Below are 22,040 nucleotides of genomic sequence, written 5' to 3'. Positions count from 1 at the left end.
AATGGCATAGCTCCGCGAGGCGGGGTGTCCGTTCGGGATCGACGCTATGCCGTCGAGAGAGCCGACCGGGAGGGAATGAGCCACGATCGGCCGAAGGTCCCGGGGGCGGGGATCAGCGAAGGCCCGGGCACGGTCGTGCGCCGGGCGCAGGCCGGAGGCTCCAGTGCCCCCGATGACTATCGCGCTGATCACGGGTACAAGGCTATCCCGACCTACCCCCAGGACGTCATTCGCTGCATCTGTACAAATCTTGGGGTGGAACTTTGACACTCTGGCCAGCGACGTGAGCGGCCGTCCGTGCAGCGGCCTGTCCAGTGCTTATCCGGACAGCTCGCGAGCTGTCCGAACGGCCTCGGCCAGGCTGGCCACGACCGGCACTCCGGCTGATTCCAGACTGCTGCGGCTGTGCGAGCCGCCCGTGTAGAGAACCGCCCGGGCACCCACGTGGGCGGCGGCGAGGGCGTCGTCCACGGCGTCTCCGATGAGGACCGTACGGTCCGCCGTCACACCCGTCCCGCCCAGGGCGGCCAGGTGGCGTACGAGGTGTCCCGCCTTGGAGGTGTGCGAGGGGCCGATCCGGCCGTCGACGCGCAGGAAGTGCTGGTCGATGCCGTGGAGCCGGACCAGGGGGACGAGCTTGTCGTGGGGTGCGAGGGACAGCAGGGACTGGGTGAGACCGTCCAGCTGCCAGTCCCGGAGCAGCTCCCGGGCACCCTCGGCCAGCCCGGCGTCCTCTGCGGCGGCCCAGTAGTGGCGGTGGAAGGTGTCGTCCATGACCAGCCACTCCTCCTCGGTGGGCAGCCGGCCCATGAGGCGCTCGTAGAACTTCGGCACGGGTACGACGTACAGGTCGCGGTAGGTCTCCAGGGTGATCGGCGCGAAGCCGAGCTCGGCGAAGGAGGCGTTGGTCGCGGCTATGACGGCGTCGATGTCGTGGAGGAGCGTTCCGTTCCAGTCCCAGACGATGTGGTTCGGGCGGGTGGTGGCGGTGGCGTCGGTCGCGGCGGTCGTGTCGATCACTTCAGCAGCCCCGGAATCTCCTGCACGCCGAACCACAGCAGCTCGTGGTCCTCGGCGGCGTCGACGGTGTACTGCGCGTCCGTGTCCCCGCCGTCGGCGGCCTCCAGGGCCCCTGCGGCGGCGGCCACGGCCTCGTCGGCGTCATCGGCGTCCACGTGCACGGCGGCGGCCACGGCGAGCCGTACGGCGGCGGCCAGGGTCACCCGGCCGAGCGCGGCCTCGTCGGCCCCGGGGGCGGCGGTGGCGGCCTTGTCGTCGACGTCGAGGGCGACCACGACGCGCCGGCGCGGGGCGCCCGCGTCCGCGGCGACCAGCCGCAGGGAGGCGAGCGCGGCCCGGTTCAGGGCCGCGTACTCCAGCTCCTCGATGTCGTCCGACACGTACCACTCGCGGAGCCCGGGGGTGACGGCGTACGCCAGCAGCGGGGCGGGGCCCAGCTCACCCGCCTGGTGCACCTCGGCGAGCCCGGGGAGGGTCAGGGGGACGTACACGCGCATGGCCGGCTGCTTTCGGTAGTCGGAAACGCCCTCAGGATACGACTCGGACGGAGCCGGGCGGGTGATGGACTCCGTCCCCCTTCGGGGCGCCGGACCGGGAGCCGCGCCCGTCCACCCGGGTACGCGCACGGGCCCCGCCCGGGGTGGGGGACCGGCCGCCGCCCACCCGGATAGGTGAAGCGGGCCGGTGGCCGGGCGGGCCGCGGGCGTGGTTGCGGAGCGTGTTCGGCGGCCGTAGAAGATCCCCATCAAGTTACCGCCCGGTACCACTCCGGGCCCGGCCTGTTCGGGGGCAGCTCGCCATGGACACCACGATGCGCGGCACGATGACCGGCAACGACGGCAGCCGCCGGCGGCCCGCGGGCCGGACCCGCACCCGGCCCGCCGGCCCCCGCGACCCGCGGCGCCCGGCAGGCCCCCCGCGCACCCTGCGGCTCGGCCCGCACCACTGGTTCGCCGAACACCTCCTCGCGGTGGTCAGCGGCCTGCGCCCGGTCCACTCGCTCCTCGGCCACACCATCGGCCCCGCCTACCAGCAGCTGATCACCCTGGCCGCCACGGACCCCCTCCGCGACCGCCTCCGCCCGGTCGTCCGCCAGTGCGGCCGCTTCACCCCGGGCCCGGGAGTCATCGAGGCCTTCGCCCGCATCGCCACGGGCGACCGCCTCACCGCCATGGCCTTCCGCCTCGAACAGGGCCCGGACCTCCGCTGGCGCTGCGCAGCGGTAGAGATCCAGGGCCCCCGCCCATGAGCCGCCGCCGCCTCTTTCAGCCTCGCCGGCGTTTGAGGCGCGGGGGTCCGGGGGCAGCGCCCCCCGCAACGGCGCCGCACAGGCACCTGCACCCGCACACAACGCGGCCGGGGCCGGACACCCGTGGTGTCCGGCCCCGGCCGACAGCTCCAGCTCAACCCGGCAGCGGGTTACTTCTTCCGGCGACGCCCACCGGCGGCCTTCTGCGCCTTGCGCCGCTCCGCCCGCGTCATCCCGTCGCCCTCACCGCCGACAGCGTCGGAGTCGAAGTCGCCCTCGATGACACCGCCCTCCCCGTCCACCGTCGGAGCGGAGAAGTGCAGCCGGTCCGGCCGCTGCGGAGCGTCCAGCCCCTTCGCCCGGATCTCCGGACGCGCCCCCGCCGGCTCCTTCGTCAGGGACGGCGCCTCGTCCTGCACCGGAAGCTCCTCGACCTGCTGCTCGACCTGGACCTCCAGGTTGAACAGGTAGCCGACGGACTCCTCCTTGATGCCTTCCTGCATGGCGTTGAACATGTCGAAGCCCTCGCGCTGGTACTCGACCAGCGGGTCCTTCTGGGCCATGGCCCGCAGGCCGATGCCCTCCTGCAGGTAGTCCATCTCGTACAGGTGCTCGCGCCACTTGCGGTCGAGCACCGACAGGACCACGCGCCGCTCCAGCTCGCGCATGATCTCGGAGCCGAGCGTCTTCTCGCGCGTCTCGTACTGCTCGTGGATGTCGTCCTTGACGGACTCCGCGATGAACTCGGCGGTGATGCCCGCGCGGTCGCCCGCGGCCTCCTCCAGCTCCTCGATGGTGACCTTCACCGGGTAGAGCTGCCGGAAGGCGCCCCACAGGCGCTCCAGGTCCCACTCCTCGGCGAAGCCCTCGACCGTCTCGGCCGCGATGTACGCGTCGATGGTGTCGTCCATCATGAAGCGGACCTGCTCCTGGAGGTCCTCGCCCTCCAGGACGCGGCGGCGCTCGCCGTAGATGACCTCGCGCTGGCTGTTGAGGACCTCGTCGTACTTCAGGACGTTCTTGCGCGTCTCGAAGTTCTGGGTCTCCACCTGCGACTGGGCCGACGCGATCGCGCGCGTCACCATCTTGTTCTCGATCGGCACGTCGTCGGGGACGTTCGCCATCGCCATGACGCGCTCGACCATCTGCGCCTTGAACAGGCGCATCAGGTCGTCACCCAGCGACAGGTAGAAGCGGGACTCGCCCGGGTCGCCCTGTCGGCCGGAGCGGCCGCGCAGCTGGTTGTCGATACGGCGCGACTCGTGACGCTCGGTGCCCAGCACGTACAGCCCGCCGAGCTCCTTGACCTCCTCGAACTCCGCCTTCACCGCGGCCTCGGCCCGGGTGAGCGCCGAGGGGAGGGCGTGCGCCCACTCCTCGATGTGCTCCTCCGGGTCCAGGCCCTGCTGGCGCAGCTCGGCCTCGGCGAGGTCGTCCGGGTTGCCGCCGAGCTTGATGTCGGTACCGCGGCCGGCCATGTTCGTGGCGACCGTGACCGCGCCCCGGCGGCCGGCCTGGGCGACGATCGTCGCCTCACGGTCGTGCTGCTTGGCGTTGAGCACCTCGTGCGGGATGCCGCGCTTGGAGAGCTGCTGGGAGAGGTACTCGGACTTCTCGACCGACGTCGTGCCGACGAGGATCGGCTGGCCCTTCTCGTGCTTCTCCGCGATGTCGTCGACGACGGCGGCGAACTTCGCGACCTCGGTCCGGTAGATCAGGTCCGGCTGGTCCTTGCGGACCATGTCGCGGTTGGTCGGGATCGGGACGACACCGAGCTTGTAGATCTGGTGGAACTCGGCGGCCTCGGTCATGGCCGTACCGGTCATGCCGGACAGCTTCGAGTAGAGGCGGAAGAAGTTCTGCAGGGTGATCGTGGCAAGGGTCTGGTTCTCGTCCTTGATGTCCACCCCTTCCTTCGCCTCGATCGCCTGGTGCATGCCCTCGTTGTAGCGGCGGCCGGCGAGGATACGGCCGGTGTGCTCGTCGACGATCATGACTTCGCCGTCGATGACGACGTAGTCCTTGTCGTTCTTGAAGAGTTCCTTGGCCTTGATCGCGTTGTTGAGGTAACCGACGAGCGGGGTGTTCACCGACTCGTAGAGGTTCTCGATGCCGAGCCAGTCCTCGACCTTGGCGACACCGGACTCGTGGATGGCGACGGTGCGCTTCTTCTCGTCGACCTCGTAGTCGCCGGTCTCCTCGATGCCCTTCAGCGGCTGGCCGGCCTCGCCCTTGGTCAGGCGGGTCACCAGCTTCGCGAAGTCGCCGTACCACTTCGTGGCCTGGTCGGCGGGGCCGGAGATGATCAGCGGGGTACGGGCCTCGTCGACGAGGATCGAGTCGACCTCGTCGACCACGGCGAAGTTGTGGCCGCGCTGGACGAGCTCGTCCTGGGACCACGCCATGTTGTCGCGCAGGTAGTCGAAGCCGAACTCGTTGTTCGTGCCGTAGGTGATGTCGCAGCTGTACTGCTCGCGGCGCTGCGCGGGCGACATGTTCGCCAGGATGCAGCCGACCTCCAGGCCGAGGAACTTGTGCACCCGGCCCATCAGCTCGGAGTCACGCTCGGCCAGGTAGTCGTTCACCGTGATCAGGTGGACGCCCTTGTCGGACAGCGCGTTCAGGTACGCGGGCAGCGTGCCGACGAGGGTCTTGCCCTCACCGGTCTTCATCTCGGCCACGTAGCCGAGGTGCAGCGCCGCGCCACCCATGATCTGGACGTCGTAGTGCCGCTGGCCGAGGACGCGCTTCGCGGCCTCGCGTACGGTCGCGAAGGCCTCGGGCAGCAGGTCGTCCAGGCTCTCGCCGTCCTGGAAACGCTGCTTGTACTCGTCCGTGAGCGCACGCAACTCGGCGTCGGAGAGGTTGACGAAGTCCTCTTCGATGGAGTTGACCTGGTCCGCGATGCGGTGCAGTTTGCGCAGGATCTTGCCTTCGCCTGCACGCATGAGCTTGTTGAAGACGGACACCGAGGTTTGTCTCCTTGCCGGTCGGGCCTGGGCACTGTACGTACACGGGCACGGCAGGTGGGCCCCACCGCAACGGCCATCGTAAGCGAGGACGTGGCCGCGTCGGGAGGTCCGCCGTTCCCGTGAGGGCACGGGTGCCCGGATTGAGAACGTACGGGGGACACCGAAGGTGCCGCACAGCCCGGAGGGATCACCGAAAATTGTTCGCCCCGGGTACCGGCACCGCAGCAGAATCCGTTCATGGAGCCCACGACACTCAGTACGGACCGATTGGTATTGCGGCCTTTCGCCCCGGCGGACGAGGCAGAGGTCTACGCCGCGGCACAGGATCCCGACATCCAGCGCTGGACGACAGTCCCCTCCCCCTACGAGCACGCGGACGCGCACGCCTTCGTGAACGAGATCGCGACGAACGGCTGGCGCGAGGGCACGGCCATGCCCTTCGCCGTACGCCTGGGGGCCGAGGGCCCCCTGGTCGCGGCCGTCGGCGTGCACGTCCGCGGCACCGGGGGCCTCGCGAGCCACGAGGTCGGCTACTGGGCGGTCAAGGAGCACCGCGGCCGGGGCTACATGACCGAGGCGGTCCTGGCCGTCGCCCGCTGGGCCTTCACCGAGCTGGGCGCCGCACGGCTGGAATGGCGCGCCGAGGTGGGCAACGCGGGCTCCCGCGCCGTGGCCGAGAAGGCCGGCTTCCGGGTCGAGGGAGTCCTGCGGGCCGGCATCGAACAGCGCGGCACCTCCCGCGACTGCTGGGTCGGCGCCCTGCTCCCCTCCGACCTGGGCCTGCCCTCGCGACTGCCGTACCTGCCGGCACCCGCGAAGTAGCCGGTCGGCACAATCCTGATCATGGAGCCGATCACGCTGACCACCGACCGCCTCGTCCTCGGCCCGCACACCCCCGAGGACGCGGCCGAGGTGTACGCCGCCTGCCAGGACCCCGACATCCAGCGCTGGATATCGGTGCCGGTCCCGTACGAGCCCGCCCACGCGCGGACGTACGTGACGGAAACCGTCCCGGCCGGGTGGCGCGAGGACACCGAGTACAACTTCGCGGTACGGCTCGGGGCCGACGGCCCGCTGGTCGCCACGCTCGCCGTGCACCGGACGGGGTCGCACACCCATGAGATCGGCTACTGGACCGTCGCCGGGCACCGGGGCCGCGGCTACATGGCCGAAGCCCTGCGGGCCGCCGCCCGCTGGGCGTTCACCGAAGCGGGCGTCGTACGGCTGGTCTGGCGGGCCGGGGTGGGCAACGACGGCTCCCGCGCCGTCGCCGGACGCGCGGGCTTCCTCGTCGAGGGCGTCCAGCGCGCCGGCATGGAGCACGGCGGCGCGCTGCTGGACTGCTGGGTCGGCTCCTTGCTCCCCTCCGACCTGGGCCTGCCCTCGCCGCTGCCCTACCTGCCCGCTGTCAGTGGCACGTCCTAGTCTTCGGGGATGACTTCGGGCACCGCTTCGCTCTCCCTGTCCGCCGACGACGCCCGGCGCGTCGCCCTGCGCGCGCAGGGCTTCCTCGGCGCACCCGACCGGCGCGGCGGGGTCCGCGGGGTCCTGCGCCACCTGGGCGCCGTACAGCTGGACACCATCTCGGTCCTGGCCCGCTCGCACGAGCTGATCCCGTACGCGCGCCTGGGCGCGGTGGGCCGGGACACGGTGGAGCAGGCGTACTGGTCGGACCGGCACGCCTTCGAGTACTGGTCGCACGCCGCCTGCATCCTGCCGATCGAGGAATGGCCGCATTTCGCGTTCCGCCGCCGGGCCCGCCGGGCGCGCGGCCACCGCTGGCACGTCCTCCAGGACAAGGAGCGCTCGACGCGGTCGGTGCTGGACCGGCTGCGGTCCGACGGCCCGCTGACCTCCACCGAGCTGGGCGGCGCCAAGAACGGCGGCGAGTGGTTCGAGTGGTCCGAGACCAAGATCGCGGTGGAATGGCTGCTGGACACCGGCGAGGTGGTGTGCAGCGAGCGCCGCGGCTGGAAGCGGGTCTACGACCTCCCCGAGCGGGCCGTTCCCGACGCGCTGCTCCACGACGACCTGGACGACCGCGAGTGCGTACGCCGCCTGGTCACCCTGGCGGGCCGGTCCCTGGGCGTCGGCACCCGCGCCGACATCGCGGACTACCACCGCCTCAAGGGCGAGGAGTTCGACGCGGTGGTCGCGGACTCCGGGCTGGTACGGGTCGAGGTGGAGGGCTGGTCCAAGCCGGCCTGGGCGGACCCGGCGGCTCTCGCGGAGGCCCCCAGGGGCCGCCACCGCACGACGCTGCTCTCGCCCTTCGACTCCCTGGTCTGGGACCGTCCCCGGACGGAGCGGATCTTCGGCTTCACGCACCGCCTGGAGGCGTACGTGCCCAAGCCGAAGCGGATACACGGGTACTTCGCGATGCCGCTGCTGGCGGGCGGCCGCCTCCAGGGCCGCGTCGACCCGGCCCGCGAGGGCCGCACGCTGGTCGCCCGGCAGCTCTCGCTGACCTCCCCGAAGGCCGCGGGCCCGATGGCGCGGGCCCTGCGGGAGGCGGCGGAATGGGTCGGCTGCGAGGACGTGCGCGTCGAGCGCGCGAGTTCGCCCGCGGAAGCGGCGGCCGTCACCGCGGAACTGGCCGCGCTCTAGGACCTGGGCGCCGGGCGCCGGGCGCTAGCGGATTTCGAGGATCTTTTCCCGCATCGCGTAGACCACGGCCTCCATCCTGGAGTGCAGCTGCAGCTTCTCCAGGATGTTGCGGACGTGGTTCTTGACGGTGTTCTCGGAAATGAACAACTCCTTGGCGATATCACGGTTGTTCATACCGGTGGCCACCAGTTTCAGGACCTCCAGCTCCCGGTCCGTCAGCCGCGGCGCGGGCACCAGCCGCCGCTCGTCAGTCCGCTGGATCATCGACTTGAACTCGGTGAGCAGCTTCGACGCCATCGACGGGCTGATCTGCGACTGGCCGTCCGCCACCGCCCGGATCGCCGTGGCCACCTCGTCCGTCGAGATCTCCTTCAGGAGGTACCCGGTCGCGCCCGCCTTGATCGCGTCGTAGAGGTCCGCCTCCTCGTCGCTGATCGTCAGCATGATGATCTTCGCGGAGGGGGCCACCTCCTTGATCGAGGTGCACGCCTCGATCCCGCCGCGCCGGGGCATCCGCACGTCCATCAGCACGATGTCCGGAAGCAGGTCGGCCGCCTTGTCCACGGCCTCCGCCCCGTCCCCGGCCTCGCCCACGACCTGGATGTCCTCCTCCTGCGCGAGGACGATCTCCAGTCCCCGCCGGAAGAGCGCGTGGTCGTCGACCACGAGCACCCTGATGGGCTCCCGGGCGGTCTCCTGCGACGGGTCCGTCCCGCGGCAGCCCGCGACGCCGCCGTCCCCGCGCACCGGCCCGAAGCTGTCCGCCATCGTTCCTCCCCCTGCATGTGCTCAGCTGCTGGGCCAACCGGACACACACCGCAGCCGGTTGACTGCACGCCATGATTCCATGCCCGCACCACGGCCCGGGGGCCAAAAGTGAGCCACCTGGCGCATACCCGTCGCACACCCGTCATGCAGGTGCCCCCGCACAGGCGCCGGAGCGCCTGCGCGGGGGCGATGAACGGATGTGCTCAGCGTCGGCCTCGGCTCAGCCGCCGAGCGCGCCACCGGGGCCGCCCCCCGGCTCCTCCGAGCTGGAGGCACCGTCGGGGTTCACGTGGATGACGCCGTAGTCATAGGCATGACGGCGATAGACGACACTGGGCAACTTCGTCTCGGAGTCGACGAACAGATAGAAGTCGTGGCCGACCAGTTCCATCTCGTACAGAGCCTGGTCGAGCGACATGGGTGCGGCCGAGTGGGTCTTCTCGCGGACGATGAGCGGACCTTCGCCCTGCACCTCAAGGGATCCGATCCGGGTGATCGGCACCCCGTCCGTCTTCTCCTCCGACACCGGCTGACCACTACCGTTCAGCGATGCGACGCCCGGCACCACGTCGGCGACCTCCGCCGCCGAGAGCCGGCCGTTGCCACGGCGGGTGTAACGCTTGTCGTGCTGCTTGCGCAGCCGGGCCTCCAGCTTGTCCTGAGCGAGGTCCAGCGCCGCGTACGCGTCGGCGGCGGCGGCCTCGGCACGGATCACCGGGCCCCGCGAACGCAGGGTGATCTCCACGCGGTCGGAACGGTCGGCCTGGCGCGGGTTGTGCTCCTTGGACACCTCGACGTCCAAGCTGATCACCTTGGCGTCGAGCTTCTGGATCCGCTCCGGATTCAGCTTCTCGGCCACGTGCTTGCGGAACCGCTCGGGCACCTCGGTCTTGCGGCCCTTGACGACGATGTCCACGCAGAACTCCGTTCCCGGATAGCTCCGCCCGACGGGGCGAAGCGTCTCCCTTTCGCACCAGACTCCGGTGAAGGCCGGAGCCTCGGACTTGGCGACTTTCACCTCCTCCTCCCCCATCGGCAAGATCAACACCCCACCGACTTCGGAGTCGAGAGACAGCCTCCTGAGTTCCTTACAACCGAACATATCCCTCTATGGCGGTTGTCGGCACCCGCTACCGGAATGTACTTCCAGTCAGGTGGCTGTTCCCTCTTACTACCTGCAACGATGGGCCTTCCCCGCCAGTTCCAAATCTATTCACAAGATTTTTGTTCTGTCCGAGTTGCTCAAACGCGTGGCAAGCGTTCGATCCGCCTGAAGGAGTCCGCCGGCGCGGCCACCACCGCCGCCCCCAGCACCGTCCCCGGGCCCCCCACCAGCCCCTCGGCGCGCACCGCCCGGGCCGCCTCCGCCAGCGTCGCCCCCGTGGTGATCAGGTCGTCCACCAGCACGATCCGGGCCGCCCCGGCCGTGAGCCGCCGCCCGCCCCGGCGCACCGCCAGCGCCCCCGTGAGGTTCTCCCGGCGCTGCCGGGCCCCCAGCCCCGCCTGGTCCGCCACCGCCCGCCGCAGCCCCAGTACGGGCGCCACGCGCGCGGCAACACCGTCCCGCCGCAGCCGCCCCGCGGCCGCGAGGGCGATCCTGCGCGCCGGATCGTGCCCGCGCGCCCGGACCTGCCGCCGCGCCGACGGGACCGGGACCAGCACCACGTCCCCCGCACCGCCGGAACCACCCGCCAGGCCCGCACCGCCGGAACCGCCCGCCAGGACGGCCGCCGCCAGGGCAGCACCGAGCGCCCCGGCCAGCGGCAGCGCCCCGCGCTCCTTGTGCGCCAGCAGGAGGCTCCGTACGGCCCCCTCGTAGACGGCGGCGGCCCGCACCACCGGCAGCCCCGCGGGCCGCGGAGACGGCCGCACCGGCCCCTCCCCGGTCCCGCTCAGCGCATCCCGGCACCCCGGGCACACCAGCACCCGGACCGCCCCGCAGCCGGCGCAGTCGACCGGCAGGACCAGCCCGGCGAGCTCCTGCCACCACCCACGCATGACTCCACACTGACGGGCAGGGCCACCGCGCGCGACCCCTGTGGACGACCCGCGCGCGGGCAGGTCAGCCCGGGTACACCGGAGACCGGCCGCCCGCCGCCACCGTGCGCCACTGCGCCCCCGGCGGCAGCCACACGATCCCGTCCTCCGAGTACGCGACCACCGGCTTCGGCTTCGCCTCGTCCTCCGTGGCCGCGACCGCCACCTCCGACAGGCCGGTGGCCCCGGGCAGACTCGCCGCGACCATCGAACCGTCGGCCAGCATGTAGCGGGCCTGCTGCACGCCGCCGTTCTCCCGGCCCACCACGAGCAGCCGCCCGCGCGGCGCCCAGCTCATCGCCGTCACGTCGACCATCTGCGGGGCCGCCGGACGCAGCTCGCGCACCGACACCGCCGAGGAGTCGCTCTTGCCGTCGGGCCGCTCGATCCGCCCGACGTAGAGGACCTTGCTGCCGTCGGGCTGCTCCACCAGCAGCGCGATCCGCGCCCCGTCCGCGGACGCCTTCAGCGAAGCGATCTTCCGGCCGTCGAGCCCCGCCACCTGCACCTTCTCCGGCGTTCCGGCACCACCGGGCACCCGCCACAGCCCCGGGGACTGCGGATCGCGGTCCGCGACCCACAGATCACCCGAAGCGTCCCAGCTCGGCGCGGTCAGCACCGGCGCCTTGCCGCCCTTGCCGATCGGCAACGGCTGCGGCATCGCCCCGCTCCCGACCAGCGCCACGACGTACAGCGCGTGCTCGTCCTCGGAGACCACGGCCGCGCGCCGCTCGTCGTGCGAGACCGCCGCCGACCTGACCTTGAACCCCGGCGGGGTGGCCAGCGGCCCCGGCACCGGTTCGGGCTTGGCCTGCTGGTCCTCGCTGCTCGTGTCCAGCTTCATCCGGACCAGCCGCTTCTCGTTGTCGACGAAGTACTGGAACTCGGGAATCTTGGGCCGCCCCGCGATCGCGGCCGCGCTCACCTCGCTCACCGAACACAGCGACGTCGACTTGCCGCCCGCCCGCACCAGTTCGACCTGGTCGAGCCGGGAACCCGTCAGGTCCTTGACCGTGTACAGGAGTTGGGTGGCCATCTTCTTGCACTGCGGCTGCGCGACGTTCTCGGCCTTCTCGTTGAGCGGCACGCGCAGCGTGTTCTGCCCGTCGTACGAAAGGGACTTGGTGCCCGGGCTCAGTTCCGTACCGGTGGGGAAGCTGGACTCCACGACCGGGGCCAGCCACCGGGACGGCCCCGCCAGCAGCGACTGCACGGTCTGCGTGGTCGGGTCCATCCGCGAGTCCGGGTCGGTGCGCTGACGCACGTAGACGGGATCGGCGACGAGCGTGCCGCCCGCGAAGTAGTACTTGTTGACCGGCATGTAGATGCGCTGGAAGTCCGACTCGCTGAGCACGAGCCCGCTCGGCGGGGTCGAGATCCGCCACTGCTTGTCCTCGTTCTGGACGAGCTGGAGGAACTCCTCGTACTCCCGGGCCCCGGTCTGCGGCTGGTACGCGCTGTGCTCGTCGACGGTCGCGAGCTTCTTGCCGGTCACCTTCCAGCGGGGCCCGTCCGGGTCCTTCTCGCCACGGTTCGGAACCCGGTTGAGCCCGGAGGAGAGCACGGTGACGGCCGAGCCGGGCTTCCAGCTCTTCGCGGCAGCCTCGGTGAGGTACTTGCGGGCCGTCTCCAGCTGCGGGTCGTCGCTGGTCATCGCCTCCAGGAAGCCGTCGACGATCTCCGCCGGGCTGGCCTTGTCCGCGGGCGGTACGCCGAACACCCGGACCTGCGAATCCACGCCCTGCGAGGCCTGCACCGGGCGGATGTCGCCCCGGTCCGGCATGGAGGCGCAGCCCGCGAGCAGCAGCCCCGCCGCGCCGAAGGCGTACGCCCGTACGGCACGCAGCCGCCGGCGCCGCACCCGCGCACGCCCCGCCCGCGCGTCCAAGGGCTCAGAGTCCATCGGCTCGGTCCTCCTGCTGTTGTGCCTGCTCGGCCGGGCGGGCCACGACCCGGGCCCCGTTCCCCGGCAGGGCCGTCGGGTCGGCGGGCACCGGCATCGCTCCGGCGACGGGCGAGCGCGGCGGTATCGACGAGCGGTCGCCCGCGTCGGCGGGCGTACGCTCCGCCGCGCCGCCCGCGGCCTCGGCGGCGGCCCTGGCCCGGTTGGCGCGGTTGGCCCGGGAGTCCTCGGGCTCCAGCGGGATGGGCGAGCCCCGCAGCGGCTCGTCGGCCGTGCGCGGCAGGGTCAGACGGAACTGCGAGCCGCCGCCCGGCTCGCCCCAGGCCTGCAGCCAGCCTCCGTGCAGCCGGGCGTCCTCGACGGCGATGGACAGGCCGAGGCCGGTCCCGCCGGTCGTGCGCGCCCGCGCCGGGTCGGCCCGCCAGAAGCGGTTGAACACGCGGGTGGCCTCGCCGGGCTTCAGCCCGACCCCGTAGTCCCGTACGGCGACGGCGACGGCCCCGCCCGCGGACGCCAGCCGGACCACCACGTCGCGGCCCTCGCCGTGCTCCACGGCGTTGACGACCAGATTGCGCAGCACCCGCTCCACCCGCCGGGCGTCGGCCTCTGCGATGACCGGCTGGGTGTCGCCCAGGACCCGGATCCGGGTGCCCTTGTGCTCGGCGAGCGGCTCGGCGCCGTCGATGACCCGGCGGACGACGTCACGCAGGTCGATGGGCTCGGCCTCCAGGGCCGCGGCCCCGGCGTCGAAGCGGCTGATCTCCAGCAGGTCGGCGAGGAGCGACTCGAAGCGGTCGAGCTGCCCGGCGAGCAGCTCGGCGGAGCGCGCGGTGATCGGGTCGAAGTCGACCCGGGCGTCGTGGATGACGTCGGCGGCCATCCGGACCGTCGTCAGCGGGGTGCGCAGCTCGTGCGAGACGTCCGAGACGAAGCGGCGCTGCATCCGGGACAGCTCCTCCAGCTGCTGGATCTTGTTCTGGAGGTTCTGCGCCATCTTGTTGAAGGCCTCGCCGAGGCGCGCGATGTCGTCCTCGCCGGTGACCTTCATCCGCTCCTGCAGCCGCCCGGCCGAGAGCCGCTCGGCGATCCCGGCGGCCATCCGGACCGGGGTCACCACCTGGCGTACGACCAGCCAGGCGATGCCGCAGAGCAGGACGACGACGAACAGGCCCGCGGTCACGATGGTGACCTTGATCAGGTTGAGGGACTCCTCCTCCTGTGTGAGCGGGAAGAGGTAGTACAGGTCGTACGGGTCGCCGTTGATGTCCGAGAGCCGCTTGCCGATGACCAGCGCCGGCTCGGGCTCCTTCGCCCCGTCCCCGCTGGTGTACCGGATCTCGGAGAAGGTCTTGAAGGCGCCGGTGGCACGGTTGACGGCCCGGCGCAGCGGCAGCGGGACACTGGCGGTCGGGTCCACGTTGCCGGAGGCCCGGGCGCCCTTGACGCCCTGCGTCCCGGGCAGGGCCTCATCACCTGTGCCCGCACCCAGCGCGACGACCTCGAAGGCGGTCTGGCCACCACTGGCCAACTGCTTGACCAGGGAGTTCATCCACGTACTGGCGTCCCGGCCGACCTTGTTGTCGGTGGCGTCGGGCCCGTCCACCGTGGCCGGGGCGTTGGCCTTCTCCTGCGCCACCGCGAACCCGCCCGCGGCCTGGCTCTGCGCCGCCTCCTCCTTGGCGTCGAGGAGACCCTTGCTGACCTGGGCGATGACGACGAACCCCAGGGCGAGGACCACGGCGAGCGAGATCAACAGGGTGGCGGCGACCACGCGGAGCTGGATGTTGCGCCGCCACAACCGGACAGCCGGAAGCAGCGGCCGCCGCGCCAGGCGTACGAACAGCCGCAGTACCCGGCTGCTCGACGCCCGGTTCCGGAACAGCCGGCCGAAGCGCAGCTTCCACGGGCGGAAGCCGCCCCGGGCCCTGCCGGACATGGCGGACGTACCGGACTGCACGTCAGCTGGGTCCGGCCTTGTATCCGACACCACGCACCGTCACGACGATCTCGGGGCGCTCCGGGTCCTTCTCGACCTTGGAGCGCAGGCGCTGCACATGCACGTTGACCAGGCGGGTGTCCGCCGCGTGCCGGTAGCCCCAGACCTGCTCCAGCAGCACCTCACGGGTGAAGACCTGCCAGGGCTTGCGCGCGAGCGCGACCAGCAGGTCGAACTCGAGCGGGGTCAGCGCGATCGAGGCACCGTCCCGCTTGACCGAGTGCCCGGCCACGTCGATGACCAGGTCACCGATGGCCAGCTGCTCGGGCGCGGGCTCCTCCGACCGGCGCAGACGGGCCCGGATACGGGCCACCAGCTCCTTCGGCTTGAACGGCTTCACGATGTAGTCGTCGGCCCCGGACTCCAGACCCACGACGACATCGACCGTGTCGCTCTTCGCGGTGAGCATGACGATCGGCACGCCGGACTCGGCCCGGATCAGACGGCAGACCTCTATGCCGTCCCTCCCGGGCAGCATGAGGTCGAGCAGCACCAGGTCCGGCTTCGCCTCCCGGAAGGCAGCAAGTGCCTTGTCACCGTCCGCTACGAACGACGGCTCAAAACCTTCTCCACGCAGCACAATGCCGAGCATCTCGGCCAGCGCGGTGTCGTCGTCGACGACAAGGACGCGTCCCTTCATGGTTGACATCATCCCATTAGCTAATCGTTACCCGGCGGTGAGCTGTCCCACAGCCAAAAGGGCTGGAAATCGCCCCTCGGACCTGCGTCGAGATCAGCTCCACCAGTCTGCCCCCGAACGGGGCGACTATTGAAGGTACGGGCATCGAAGACCCCGCAGCACCGCCCGGGACCGTCCGACCGGTCGGGATCGCCCCGGACCGACCCTTTCCACCCCGCTTCCACCCCGCCACCGCACCCGATCCGCCGCCCACCCCCTACTCCGTTCGGGCCCCCCACGTGGCACGATGGCAGCGACCAGCGCCCCGCCGCGGCAGGCGCACATGAAGGAGTGACGATGAACGACTCTCCGGGCTGGGCTACGCCCGGATCCTCTCCGTCCGACGGCGAGCGGCCGGGCACCGAAAGCGGCGCGCAACAGCCCGCACAGCCCACACCGCCCGCCGACGACCCGAAGTGGTCCGCCGAGCAGCCACCGCCCGGTCAGTGGTCGAGCCCGGGCACCACGCCCGAGGCCCCGCAGGCGCAGCCGCAGCCCACCACGGGCTGGGGGCAGCAGCCAGGCACCCCTCAGGCGGGCCAGCACGGCCCCCAGTACGGCTACCCGGGCGGCCCCGGCCAGTGGGGCCAGCCCCCCGCCGCCAAGCCCGGAGTGATCCCCCTGCGGCCCCTGGGCCTCGGCGAGATCCTCGACGGCGCGGTCGCCACCATGCGCACCCACTGGCGCGCGGTACTGCCGATCACCCTCGTCATGGCCACCGTCGTCCAGGTGATCAGCGTGATCGTCCAGAAGTTCATGCTGGACGACCTCGCCTTCGCCACGGACCCGAACGCCGGCCCCGAGGAGATCATCGACTCGCTCGGCAGCACCTTCGCCGCGTCCGCGGTGATCCAGTTCATCCAGTTCCTCGGAACCATCGTGGTCACCGCGATGCTCACGATGGTCTTCAGCCGCGCCGTGCTCGGCCAGCAATCCTCGGTCTCCGACGCCTGGCGCGAGGCCCGCCCCCAGCTGCTGCGCCTGATAGGGCTCACCCTGCTGATGGCCCTCGGCGCCATCCTGCTCGGCGCCGTACTCATCCTGCCGGGCGTCCTCGCCGAATCCGTCGGCCTCGCCATCCTCGGCTTCGTCGTGTGGCTGCCGCTCATGGTCTGGCTGGGCATCAAGTTCACCCTGGCCTCGCCCGCCCTGATGCTGGAGAAGAGCACCGTCATCAAGGCCTTCACGCGCTCCTCGAAGCTCGTCAAGGACACCTGGTGGCGCATCTTCGGCATCACGCTGCTCACCACCGTCATCGCCTTCTTCATCTCGGGGATGATCGTGGCCCCGTTCCAGATCATCAGCCTCTTCGCCTTCAGCGGCGGCCTCGACGCCATGGCGGACGGCAGCGGCATGAACAGCTGGGGCGCACTGATCGCCCCCGCGATCGGCCTGATCATCGCGCAGACCATCGTCATGCCGTTCCAGTCCGGCGTCACCGTGCTCCTCTACGTCGACCAGCGCATCCGCCGCGAGGGACTCGACCTGGAGCTCGCCCGGGCCGCCGGCCTCGAGAACTACGGCACGACCGGAGGCTGACGCACAGATGATGAGTACGGGGGGCCTCATCACCCGCGCCACGGCGCTCCTGCCGAGCGCCGAGACACCACCGGTGACGACACCGCGCGAGCCCGCCAGGGAAGCGGCCGAGCGCGAACTGTCCAAGCCGATGTACCACCAGAACGACCCGAGCCTGTTCGACCGCGCCCTGCGCAAGTTCTTCGACTGGCTCGACGACATGCTCGGCGCCGCCTCCGGGGCGACCCCCGGAGGCGGCTTCGGCCTCCTCGTGATCCTCCTCCTCGTGATCCTCGCCGCCGGCGCCCTCTGGTGGCGCCTCGGCACCCCCGGCCGGATCACCGCCGGTGCCGGCGTCCTCTTCGCCGACGGCACCCGCAGCGCCGCCGACCACCGCACCGCCGCCGACGCCCACGCTGCCGCCGGCCGCTGGACCGAAGCCGTCCAGGAACGCATGCGCGCCGTCGTCCGCTCGCTGGAGGAGCGCACCCTGCTCGACCCGCGCCCCGGACGCACCGCCGACGAGGCCGCCGCCGAAGCCGCGGTCTCCCTCCCCGACCACGCCGCGGAACTCCGCGCCGCCGCCCGTGCCTTCGACGACGTCACCTACGGCGGCCGCACCGCCGACGCCGACACGTACGCCCGCCTGCGCGCCCTCGACCTCACCCTGGACCGCGCAAAGCCGCTGCTGACGGGACCCACCGCATGACCGGCCCGACCGATCCGGCCCCGCCGACGGCAACTCCGGCCCCACCGGCACTCGATGCACGGGAGTCCGGGGGCAGCACCCCCGGCCACGACCCCGCAGCCGCAGCCGGCGACTCGCGCACCCGGCGCCTGCGCCAGATCCGCCGCGCCCTCACCGCCGTGGCCGTCCTCGCCGCCGGCGCCATCGCCATGGCCGCCCTCAGCTCCGGCACCCGCCACGGCTACCTCGACCCCCGTACCACCGACCCCTTCGGCAGCCGCGCCGTCGCCGAGCTCCTGAAGGAACGCGGCGTCACCACCCGCGTCGTCACCACCGCCCGCGAGGCCGCCGACGCCGCCGGCCCCCGCACCACCCTCCTGGTCACCGACCCCGACCGGCTCGGCGCCACCCAGCGCGGCGTCATCCGCTCGGCCATCGACCTCTCCGGCGGCCGCACCGTCCTCCTCGCCCCCAGCAGCCACAGCCTCACCGACCTCTCCCCCGGCGTGCACACCGCGGGCGACGCCGACACGAACCGCCCCGGCCCCGGCTGTACCCTGCCCGCCGCCACCTCGGCCGGCCGCGCCGACACCGGCGGCGGCCTCCGCTACACCACCACCCTCCCCGGGGCCACCGCCTGCTACCCCAGCGGCGGCGACCCCACCCTCCTCGTCCTCCCCACCGGCCCCACCGGCGGCGACACCGTCCTCCTCGGCTCCGAAACGATCCTCCTCAACGAGTCCCTCGCCGACGAAGGCAACGCCTCCCTCGCCCTCCAACTCCTCGGCTCCCGCCCGGACCTCGTCTGGTACCTGCCGTCCCTCGCGGACTCCGACCCCGACACCGCGCCCTCCGGCGAGGACAAGAGCCTCCTCGACCTCATCCCGGCCGGCTGGTCCTGGGCCCTGCTTCAGCTCTTCGTCGCCGCCGCCCTCGCCGCCCTCTGGCGCGCCCGGCGCCTGGGCCCCCTCGTCACCGAGAGGCTCCCCGTCGCCATCCGCGCCTCCGAGGCCACCGAGGGCCGCGCCCGCCTCTACCGCAAGGCCGACGCCCGCGACCGCGCCGCCACCGTGCTGCGCGCCGCCACCCGCGAACGCCTCGCCGCACTGGTCGGCGTACCGCACACCCTGGCCCACGACCCCGCGGCACTGGCCCCGGCCGTCTCCGCCCGCCTGACCGGCGAGCCCCGGGACGTGGCCGCCCTCCTCTTCGGCACCACCCCCTCCGACGACGCGGCACTCGTCGCGCTCGCCGACCACCTCGACGCCCTCGAAAGAGAGGTCCGTACGTCATGACGTACCCGGCCACCGAGTCCACGGCAGTGACCGCGGACAGCGCCCGCGCTTCCCTCGAAGCGCTCCGCACCGAGATCGGCAAGGCCGTGGTCGGTCAGGACTCCGCCGTCACCGGACTCGTCGTCGCGCTCCTGTGCCGCGGCCACGTCCTCCTCGAAGGTGTCCCCGGCGTCGCCAAGACCCTCCTTGTACGGGCCCTGGCCGCCTCCCTCGAACTCGACACCAAGCGCGTCCAGTTCACCCCCGACCTGATGCCGAGCGATGTCACCGGCTCGCTCGTCTACGACGCCCGCACCGCCGAGTTCTCCTTCCAGGACGGCCCGGTCTTCACCAACCTCCTCCTCGCGGACGAGATCAACCGCACCCCGCCCAAGACCCAGTCCTCGCTCCTCGAAGCGATGGAGGAGCGCCAGGTCACCGTCGACGGCACCCCGCGGAAGCTGCCCGACCCCTTCCTCGTCGCCGCCACCATGAACCCGGTCGAGTACGAGGGCACGTACCCCCTCCCGGAAGCCCAGCTCGACCGCTTCCTCCTCAAGCTCACCGTCCCCCTCCCCTCCCGCGCGGACGAGATCGGGGTCCTGACCCGCCACGCCGCCGGATTCAACCCCCGCGACCTGCACGCCGCGGGCATCCGCCCGGTCGCCGGCCCGGCCCAGCTCGAAGCCGCCCGCCAGGCCGTCGCCAAGGTCGCCGTCTCCCCCGAGATCGCCGGCTACGTCGTCGACGTCTGCCGCGCCACCCGCGAATCGCCGTCCCTCACCCTCGGCGTCTCCCCCCGCGGCGCGACCGCCCTGCTGGCCACCGCCCGCGCCTGGGCCTGGCTCACCGGCCGCGACTACGTCACCCCCGACGACGTCAAGGCACTCGCCCTGCCGACCCTGCGCCACCGCGTCCAGCTGCGCCCGGAAGCGGAGATGGAGGGAGTCACGGCCGACGCCGTCATCACGGCGATCCTCTCCCACGTCCCCGTACCGCGCTGATGGCCCTCACCGGACGCGCCGCCCTGCTCGCGGCCCTCGGCAGCATCCCGGTCGGCCTCCTCGAACCGAGCTGGACCGGCATGCTCGCGGTCAACGGCCCGATCGCCTTGGCCTGCGCGCTCGACTGCGCCCTGGCGGCGCCCGTACGCGGCCTCGTGCTGGCCCGCTCCGGAGACACCTCGGTCCGCCTCGGCGAACCGGCGGAGGTCCACCTCACCGTCACCAACCCCGGCAGCCGCAAGCTCCGGGCCCGCGTCCGCGACGCCTGGCCCCCGAGCAGCTGGCTCCCGGGCACCGAGACCGACGCATCCCGCCACGAGGTGGTCGTCCCCGCCGGCGAGCGCCGCCGGCTGACCACCCGGCTGCTGCCCACCCGCCGCGGCGACCGCCGGGCCGACCGCGTCACGATCCGCTCCTACGGCCCACTGGGCCTGTGGGCCCGCCAGGGCTCCCAGGTGTCCCCCTGGACCGTCCGGGTCCTGCCGCCCTTCACCAGCCGCAAGCACCTCCCGTCCCGGCTGGCCCGCCTGCGCGAACTGGACGGCCGTACGAGCGTCCTGACCCGCGGCGAGGGCACCGAGTTCGACAGCCTCCGCGACTACGTCCCGGGCGACGACACCCGCTCCATCGACTGGCGCGCCACGGCCCGCCAGAACAAGGTGGCCGTCCGCACCTGGCGTCCCGAACGCGACCGGCACATCCTCATCTGCCTCGACACCGGCCGCACCTCGGCGGGCCGCGTCGGCGACGCCCCCCGCCTGGACTCCGCGATGGACGCGGCCCTGCTGCTCGCGGCCCTGGCCACCCGCGCCGGCGACCGCGTGGACCTCCTGGCCCACGACCGCCGCCCCCGCGCCCAGGTCCAGGGCCGCTCTGCGGCCGACACCCTCCCGTCGTTCGTCAACGCGATGGCCCCGCTGGAACCGGAGCTGGTCGAGACGGACGCCAGGACCCTGGTCTCCACCATCCTCCGCAACGCCCCGCGCCGGTCCCTGGTGGTCCTCCTGACGAGCCTGGACGCGGCCCCGATCGAAGAGGGCCTGCTTCCGGTGCTCCCCCGCCTCACGCAGCGCCACACGGTCCTGCTGGCTTCGGTCGCCGACCCTCATGTCGCGGCCATGACAAGCTCACGGGGCACGGTGGGCGCGGTCTACGAGGCCGCCGCCGGCACCCAGACCCAGTCCCAGCGCCGCCGCACGGCCGACCAGCTCACCCGCCACGGCGTCCACGTCGTCGACGCCACCCCGGACACCCTGGCCCCGTCCCTGGCGGACGCCTACCTGTCCCTGAAGGCCGCCGGCCGCCTCTGAACGCTCAGAGATTGACCCGCTTGAGGTAGACCCGGCAGCGGTGCCTGATGGTCTGGTACCAGACCATCAGGTGCTCGTCCTCATAGGTACGCAGCCGCATGGGTGCCGGGTCTTCGTACAGGCTGCCGCTCTTCGGGTCGATTCCCATCGCGGCAAGGTCCACCAGGCCGTCCATGATCCGGCTGACGAGTGCCTGGTAGTTGTCAGCCATATCGCCAAGTACCCACGCGCGGCTCGGATCGCACTCCCACGCCCAGCCCTGCTCGTTCTCGACGGCTTCGCCGCGGTCGGTCACAGACCGATCTCCCGCTGGGCCTCCGCCAGAATGCGGCTGCTGGTCTCCATGGATACCTGGAAGGCCTTCTCGCCCGCTGCCGGGTCGCCCGCGACGCGCTCCGCTTCGGCCAGGGCCGCGGACCTCATCGGCCACCTGTGGATGGCAACGTGAGTCGCCCACTTGATCAGAAAGAACCGGAGCGGGTTGATGGCCCCCGTCTCGGCTGCCCGGTCGAACGCCTCGTGACACTCCTTGTCGAAGGCCGCGAGGCTCGGCATGTCCAGCCGCCTCACGGCGTCACGAAGCGCCTCACGAGTCATGGCCGGCTGAGCGATGAGCGGGCCATCGGCTTCTGCGTGCTGTGCTGTCATCGTGTCCTCCACGGAGAACCCTAGGATACCCAGCTCCGCTTGGGTCGTGAACGCAGAAAAGCCCCGCACCGAACCCTGAACGGGTTGGTGCGGGGCTTCCGCAATGATTGTTCGGCGGCGTCCTACTCTCCCACAGGGTCCCCCCTGCAGTACCATCGGCGCTGAAAGGCTTAGCTTCCGGGTTCGGAATGTAACCGGGCGTTTCCCTAACGCTATGACCACCGAAACACTATGAAATTTGAACGCTGGCTATGGACACAGCTGTTCGTTATTTCAGAACTAACACAGTGGACGCGAGCAACTGAGGACAAGCCCTCGGCCTATTAGTACCAGTCAGCTTCACCCGTTACCGGGCTTCCACATCTGG

The 22,040-nt window shown here is 71.8% G+C and carries 20 protein-coding genes and 1 rRNA gene; 9 read left to right on the top strand and 12 right to left on the bottom strand.

The features are described 5' to 3' along the window. Window positions 1-318: 318 nt before the first annotated feature. Both ACZ4YL_RS03165 and ACZ4YL_RS03160 read right to left on the bottom strand, forming a co-directional pair. Window positions 319-1,020: an HAD family hydrolase gene (locus ACZ4YL_RS03165; protein ID WP_468113495.1), complete on the bottom strand. Its 702-nt coding sequence runs from the start codon at window positions 1,018-1,020 to the stop codon at window positions 319-321. Continuing rightward, window positions 1,017-1,517 carry a DUF6912 family protein gene (locus tag ACZ4YL_RS03160; RefSeq protein WP_468113494.1) on the bottom strand — a complete coding sequence of 167 codons (501 nt, stop codon included), beginning with the start codon at window positions 1,515-1,517 and terminating at the stop codon, window positions 1,017-1,019. The genes ACZ4YL_RS03165 and ACZ4YL_RS03160 overlap by 4 nt, the downstream gene beginning before the upstream one ends. A gap of 302 nt (window positions 1,518-1,819) precedes the next feature. On the opposite strand from ACZ4YL_RS03160, the gene ACZ4YL_RS03155 reads away from it, so the two are divergent. Beyond that, window positions 1,820-2,269 (top strand): Rv3235 family protein, encoded by a 450-nt coding sequence (locus tag ACZ4YL_RS03155; protein WP_468113493.1) that lies wholly within the window; start codon window positions 1,820-1,822, stop codon window positions 2,267-2,269. Between the two features lie 170 nt (window positions 2,270-2,439). On the opposite strand, the gene secA is transcribed toward ACZ4YL_RS03155, so the two are convergent. After that, the gene (gene secA, locus ACZ4YL_RS03150) at window positions 2,440-5,238 is read right to left on the bottom strand and encodes a preprotein translocase subunit SecA (RefSeq protein WP_468113492.1); all 2,799 of its coding nucleotides are present in this window, start codon (window positions 5,236-5,238) and stop codon (window positions 2,440-2,442) included. A 240-nt stretch (window positions 5,239-5,478) separates the two neighbouring features. On the opposite strand from secA, the gene ACZ4YL_RS03145 reads away from it, so the two are divergent. The 3 genes from ACZ4YL_RS03145 to ACZ4YL_RS03135 are packed head-to-tail and all read left to right on the top strand — an operon-like array spanning window position 5,479 to window position 7,848. After that, window positions 5,479-6,063: a GNAT family N-acetyltransferase gene (locus ACZ4YL_RS03145; protein ID WP_468113491.1), complete on the top strand. Its 585-nt coding sequence runs from the start codon at window positions 5,479-5,481 to the stop codon at window positions 6,061-6,063. Window positions 6,064-6,084: 21 nt separating this feature from the next. Continuing rightward, the gene (locus ACZ4YL_RS03140) at window positions 6,085-6,666 is read left to right on the top strand and encodes a GNAT family N-acetyltransferase (protein ID WP_468113490.1); all 582 of its coding nucleotides are present in this window, start codon (window positions 6,085-6,087) and stop codon (window positions 6,664-6,666) included. Window positions 6,667-6,675: 9 nt separating this feature from the next. Beyond that, window positions 6,676-7,848 carry a winged helix-turn-helix domain-containing protein gene (locus ACZ4YL_RS03135; protein WP_468113489.1) on the top strand — a complete coding sequence of 391 codons (1,173 nt, stop codon included), beginning with the start codon at window positions 6,676-6,678 and terminating at the stop codon, window positions 7,846-7,848. Between the two features lie 24 nt (window positions 7,849-7,872). Here ACZ4YL_RS03135 and ACZ4YL_RS03130 read toward each other — a convergent pair whose 3' ends face one another. From ACZ4YL_RS03130 to mtrA, 6 genes are all read right to left on the bottom strand, one after another. Further along, window positions 7,873-8,616 (bottom strand): response regulator, encoded by a 744-nt coding sequence (locus ACZ4YL_RS03130; RefSeq protein ID WP_382550001.1) that lies wholly within the window; start codon window positions 8,614-8,616, stop codon window positions 7,873-7,875. 220 nt (window positions 8,617-8,836) lie between these two features. Beyond that, window positions 8,837-9,532: a ribosome hibernation-promoting factor, HPF/YfiA family gene (gene hpf, locus ACZ4YL_RS03125; RefSeq protein ID WP_468114068.1), complete on the bottom strand. Its 696-nt coding sequence runs from the start codon at window positions 9,530-9,532 to the stop codon at window positions 8,837-8,839. Between the two features lie 326 nt (window positions 9,533-9,858). Next, window positions 9,859-10,614 carry a ComF family protein gene (locus ACZ4YL_RS03120; protein WP_468113488.1) on the bottom strand — a complete coding sequence of 252 codons (756 nt, stop codon included), beginning with the start codon at window positions 10,612-10,614 and terminating at the stop codon, window positions 9,859-9,861. A gap of 64 nt (window positions 10,615-10,678) precedes the next feature. Continuing rightward, window positions 10,679-12,556, bottom strand: a complete 1,878-nt coding sequence (locus tag ACZ4YL_RS03115) for an LpqB family beta-propeller domain-containing protein (RefSeq protein WP_468113487.1) — start codon at window positions 12,554-12,556, stop codon at window positions 10,679-10,681. After that, complete coding sequence (gene mtrB, locus ACZ4YL_RS03110; protein WP_468114066.1) at window positions 12,546-14,492, bottom strand: MtrAB system histidine kinase MtrB; 1,947 nt, start codon at window positions 14,490-14,492, stop codon at window positions 12,546-12,548. The genes ACZ4YL_RS03115 and mtrB overlap by 11 nt, the downstream gene beginning before the upstream one ends. A 22-nt stretch (window positions 14,493-14,514) precedes the next feature. Further along, window positions 14,515-15,204: a two-component system response regulator MtrA gene (gene mtrA / locus ACZ4YL_RS03105; protein ID WP_189747360.1), complete on the bottom strand. Its 690-nt coding sequence runs from the start codon at window positions 15,202-15,204 to the stop codon at window positions 14,515-14,517. A gap of 324 nt (window positions 15,205-15,528) precedes the next feature. Here mtrA and ACZ4YL_RS03100 point away from each other — a divergent pair, with 324 nt between their 5' ends. From ACZ4YL_RS03100 to ACZ4YL_RS03080, 5 genes are read left to right on the top strand one after another with little or no spacing between them, the layout of a single operon-like run. Then, window positions 15,529-16,770, top strand: a complete 1,242-nt coding sequence (locus ACZ4YL_RS03100) for a DUF7847 domain-containing protein (protein WP_468113486.1) — start codon at window positions 15,529-15,531, stop codon at window positions 16,768-16,770. A gap of 7 nt (window positions 16,771-16,777) precedes the next feature. Continuing rightward, on the top strand, window positions 16,778-17,458 hold the full coding sequence (locus tag ACZ4YL_RS03095; protein ID WP_468113485.1) for a DUF4129 domain-containing protein: 681 nt from the start codon (window positions 16,778-16,780) through the stop codon (window positions 17,456-17,458). Continuing rightward, window positions 17,455-18,732, top strand: a complete 1,278-nt coding sequence (locus tag ACZ4YL_RS03090; protein ID WP_468113484.1) for a DUF4350 domain-containing protein — start codon at window positions 17,455-17,457, stop codon at window positions 18,730-18,732. Before ACZ4YL_RS03095 ends, ACZ4YL_RS03090 begins: the two co-directional genes overlap by 4 nt. Beyond that, window positions 18,729-19,715 carry an AAA family ATPase gene (locus ACZ4YL_RS03085; protein WP_468113483.1) on the top strand — a complete coding sequence of 329 codons (987 nt, stop codon included), beginning with the start codon at window positions 18,729-18,731 and terminating at the stop codon, window positions 19,713-19,715. The genes ACZ4YL_RS03090 and ACZ4YL_RS03085 overlap by 4 nt, the downstream gene beginning before the upstream one ends. After that, window positions 19,715-21,025: a DUF58 domain-containing protein gene (locus ACZ4YL_RS03080; protein ID WP_468113482.1), complete on the top strand. Its 1,311-nt coding sequence runs from the start codon at window positions 19,715-19,717 to the stop codon at window positions 21,023-21,025. The genes ACZ4YL_RS03085 and ACZ4YL_RS03080 overlap by 1 nt, the downstream gene beginning before the upstream one ends. A gap of 4 nt (window positions 21,026-21,029) precedes the next feature. On the opposite strand, the gene ACZ4YL_RS03075 is transcribed toward ACZ4YL_RS03080, so the two are convergent. From ACZ4YL_RS03075 to rrf, 3 genes are all read right to left on the bottom strand, one after another. Next, entirely contained in the window at window positions 21,030-21,320 is a 291-nt protein-coding gene (locus ACZ4YL_RS03075; protein WP_030724134.1) for a hypothetical protein, read from the bottom strand. After that, entirely contained in the window at window positions 21,317-21,685 is a 369-nt protein-coding gene (locus ACZ4YL_RS03070; protein ID WP_468113481.1) for a DUF6247 family protein, read from the bottom strand. The genes ACZ4YL_RS03075 and ACZ4YL_RS03070 overlap by 4 nt, the downstream gene beginning before the upstream one ends. Window positions 21,686-21,782: 97 nt before the next feature. Continuing rightward, a 5S ribosomal RNA gene (gene rrf, locus ACZ4YL_RS03065) occupies window positions 21,783-21,899 on the bottom strand. Window positions 21,900-22,040: the final 141 nt, after the last annotated feature.

The sequence above is a fragment of the Streptomyces sp. NPDC030021 genome, assembly GCF_055574035.1.
Note: the sequence above shows the minus strand (reverse complement) of the source record. Positions and strands in the feature narration are given on the sequence as shown.